Source organism: Komagataeibacter kakiaceti JCM 25156, assembly GCF_000613305.1.
In genome coordinates this window covers 1-2997 of record NZ_BAIO01000289.1, presented here as the reverse complement: position 1 = coordinate 2997, position 2997 = coordinate 1, and the positions used below count along the sequence as shown (strand labels likewise).

General features: G+C 64.7%; 3 protein-coding genes and 2 pseudogenes. 1 reads left to right on the top strand and 4 read right to left on the bottom strand.

What is annotated here, in order from left to right; genetic code table 11:
- Positions 1–30: 30 nt before the first annotated feature.
- The 3 genes and pseudogenes from JCM25156_RS24135 to JCM25156_RS12460 form a co-directional block, all read right to left on the bottom strand.
- Positions 31–964, bottom strand: a pseudogene (locus JCM25156_RS24135) (polyprenyl synthetase family protein).
- An 8-nt stretch (positions 965–972) separates the two neighbouring features.
- The gene (locus JCM25156_RS12465; protein ID WP_025813331.1) at positions 973–1203 is read right to left on the bottom strand and encodes an exodeoxyribonuclease VII small subunit; all 231 of its coding nucleotides are present in this window, start codon (positions 1201–1203) and stop codon (positions 973–975) included.
- A gap of 83 nt (positions 1204–1286) precedes the next feature.
- Positions 1287–1571: a sulfurtransferase TusA family protein gene (locus JCM25156_RS12460; protein WP_025813330.1), complete on the bottom strand. Its 285-nt coding sequence runs from the start codon at positions 1569–1571 to the stop codon at positions 1287–1289.
- Between the two features lie 119 nt (positions 1572–1690).
- Here JCM25156_RS12460 and JCM25156_RS24130 point away from each other — a divergent pair.
- Positions 1691–2601 (top strand): annotated as a pseudogene (locus JCM25156_RS24130) (ROK family protein).
- A 29-nt stretch (positions 2602–2630) separates the two neighbouring features.
- Here the strand turns inward: JCM25156_RS24130 and JCM25156_RS12450 are convergent.
- A partial coding sequence (locus JCM25156_RS12450) for an SAM-dependent methyltransferase (protein WP_025813329.1) occupies positions 2631–2997 on the bottom strand: 367 nt, incomplete at its 5' end.

Below are 2997 nucleotides of genomic sequence, written 5' to 3'. Positions count from 1 at the left end.
AAGGCGTGTTGCTGCTGTCAGTCATGTCAATCAGTTCCTGCGCTCGACCACGTAGCGGATCAGATCGCGCAGGCGATCAGCCTCGGGGCCAAATATGTCGATATGGGATTCAGCCTGTTTCGCGACGCGCCGCGCTTCCGCCGCCGCGCCTTCCACGCCCAGCAGGGCGACGTAGGTGGACTTGCCCGCGGCTTCGTCCTTACCGGCCGTCTTGCCCAGTTCCTCGGCGCTGGCGGTGGCGTCCAGCACGTCATCGGCAATCTGGAACGCGGCGCCAAGGTCGCGGCCATAGGCGGAAATACGCCTGCGCACGTCATCGCTCGCCTGGCCCAGAATGGCCCCGGCTTCAGCCGAATAGCGGATGAGGCAGCCGGTCTTGAGCGCGTGCAGGCGGGCGACTTCCTCCAGCGACAGGGCGCGGCCTTCGCCTTCCATGTCGATCATCTGGCCGCCGACCATGCCAGCGGCGCCCGAGGCTTCGGCCAGGGCGCGCACCAGGTTGACGCGCACTTCCGCGCTGGCGTGGGTCAGCGGGTTGGCGAGGATATCGAACGCCGAGGTCTGGAGCGCGTCACCCGCCAGAATGGCCGTGGCTTCGTCGAACTTGCGGTGGGTGGAAGGCTGGCCACGGCGCAGGTCATCGTCATCCATGGCGGGCAGGTCGTCATGCACCAGTGAATAGGCATGCAGCATCTCGACCGAGGCCGCGACACGATCCGCTCCCTCGGGCTGACGCCGAACAGGCTGGCCACCTCGGCCACCAGATAGCCGCGCAGGCGCTTGCCCCCGCCCAGCGTGGCGTAGCGCATGGCGTCGATCAGGCGGGCTTCCCCCCTTCGACACGGGGGAGGAGGCGGTCGATCATGTTTTCGATCGCTGTGGCGCGCGCGGCCATGGATGCACGCAGACGGACCATGCGATCCGTACCGTCTGTTTGGGACGCGGTTGCTGTTGTTTGGCTCATCTGGCGCATCAATCCATTGGTTTTGCTTCCAGCGCGCCATCGGCACGCTGGACAATCGCCTGAACGCGGGCCTCTGCCTCGTCCAGTTTCTTCTGGCAGTACTGCCGCAGGGCCGCGCCGCGCTCATAGGACGTGATCGCGTCCTCCAGCCTGAGCTGGCCCACCTCAAGCTGCCGCACGATGGTCTCAAGCTCGGCCAGTGCGTCCTCGAAGGAAAGGTTGGTCAGGTCATCGGTCATCTGTGCGCGGTGCTTCCTGCAATAACGTAGCTGGCGGACGCATTACATCCTTGAGGGGCATCCTGCCAAGGGGACAACTGGTTTTACGCCAGTTTGGCATCAGGGGCGGGGGGATCGCCCGCCGGGCGCGCCGCCTCCGGCTCGGGCCTGCGGCGGATCACGAAAGAGAGCGTGCCGCCTTCCTCCCCGAATGCGATGAGCGCGTGGCCCGTCTCGCGGCAGAAAGCCTGAAAATCCGCAACCGACGCCCGGTCGGTCGCCATGACGCGCAGCCGTTCACCCGGCGCGAGGGCGCGCAGCATGCGGTTGGCCCTGAGCACGGGAAGTGGACAGGTCAGCCCGCGTGCGTCTAGCAGGATTTCACTCATGGGCCTTGTCTCCTCGTGGTGGGCAGCTATGCCCTGACAACAGGGTTTGATGTTCCATGCTGGTACGATCATAAAAGAAAACGTGCCATTGATAAAACATGATGAAAGAAAGACTCCGGATGGCCTCCTATCGTATCGGAATAGATTTTGGCGGCACCAAGATCGAGATCGCAGCACTGGGCTTGGATGGAGCCGAGCTGATCCGCCGACGGATCAGCAATCCCGGCAATTACACGGCGGCCATTCAGGCCATGTGCGACCTGATCCAGGGCGTGGACAGGGAACTGGGCGGAACGGGCACGGTCGGAATCGGGATTCCCGGTTCCATCAGCCCCGATATCGGCGTGATCAAGAACGCCAACGCCACGTGGCTGAACAACCAGCCGTTGATCCGTGACATGTGCGAAGCGCTGGGGCGTGAGGTCCGCATCGAGAACGACGCCAACTGCTTCGCCCTGTCCGAGGCGATCGACGGGGCGGGCGCGGGGTTCCATAGCGTGTTCGGCGTGATTATCGGCACCGGCATGGGGGCCGGGATCGTGATTGACCGCAAGCTGGTGATCGGGCGCAACCACATCGCGGGGGAATGGGGGCATACGCCGCTGCCCTGGCCCCGGATCGAGGAATTTCCCATGCCCAAATGCTTCTGTGGCAATGAGGGGTGCATGGAGCGTTTCCTCAGCGGCTCGGCGCTGGCGCAGGACTGGAAGGGGCCGGGCCATCTCAGCGCCGCCCATATCGAGACGGAAGCGGAAGCCGGGGATCTGGCGGCATCGGCGCGCTGGACCGGTACATGGACCGCATGGCGCGGGCATGCGCCATGGCGATCAATTTTCTGGATCCGGACGTGATCGTGCTGGGCGGCGGCGTGTCCAACCTTGATACGCTGTATGAACGCGTGCCCCACCTCATGCGGCGTTACATCATCACGCCCGACTGCCGCACCCCCATCGTGCGCAACCGCCATGGCGACAGTTCCGGCGTGCGGGGTGCTGCGTGGCTATGGGACGATCACCACGTGAACGCCTGAACCGGGCGTGCGCGGCCGGAGCGGGGAAGTCAGCCTTCCCCGTTCTCCCGGCTGCGAAACCCAGTTGCCACGACATAGAGTTCGCTCGATTCCTTGCGGCTTGCCGGTGGCTTGGCGTGGCGTACCTGCGTGAACAGGGCTTTCAGTTCCAGCAGCATCTGTTTTTCCGACCCGCCCTGAAACACCTTGGCGATGAACGCGCCGCCGGGGGCGAGGATGCGCGTGGCGAAATCCAGCGCCAGTTCGGTCAGGCCGATAATGCGCAGGTGATCGGTCGGCGCATGCCCGGTCGTGTTGGGCGCCATGTCGGACATGACCAGATCCGCGCGCCCGCCCAGCAGTTCGGTCAGGCGATCGGGCATGGCCGGATCGTTGAAATCCCCTTCGATAATGGTG